At 66.6% G+C, this 524-nt stretch carries 1 protein-coding gene; it reads right to left on the reverse strand.

Features of this window, described 5'->3' with window-relative positions:
* Window positions 1–133: 133 nt before the first annotated feature.
* Window positions 134–524 (reverse strand): YbaN family protein (locus AC01FP_RS19005; RefSeq protein WP_474482530.1); only part of this gene is annotated, 391 nt, incomplete at its 5' end.

Below are 524 nucleotides of genomic sequence, written 5' to 3' on the forward strand. Positions count from 1 at the left end.
GCCAATAGTCGGTATCCTCGATCCGCGAGCGGGCATCGGCCAGGTTGGTCACGGTGTTGGTCAGGTTGTTGACCGCCGAGCGTGACTTGTCGGATGTGTCGGGAGTGCTTGAATAGACCGATCAGCCTCAGGGCTATTCGTTGCGGGTCGCGATCCAGCTGCCGCAGGTCACCAGGATTGCCACCGACAGCCAGACCCAGGGCACGCCGAGCGTGAACCAGGTGAACAATACGCCTGCGCTCATCGCGCCGATCGCCATGACCTTGGCCCGGCGGCTGATCGCGCGCCGTTCGCGCCAGTCGCGCACCTGCGGGCCCCAGTGCGGGTGGGTGAGGATCCGTGCTTCCCACTCCGGATTGCTGCGCGCGAAGCAGAACACTGCCACCAGCAGGAATGGCACCGTCGGCATGATCGGCAGAAACGCGCCGACCACCGCCAACCCGACCGCGACCATGCCCCCCGCTGCGTAGAGCGGACGCATCTCAGCCGGTCGCGATCCGCGCGGCGTTTTCGCGCACCAGCGC

Source organism: Cyanobium sp. NIVA-CYA 375, from assembly GCF_056108345.1.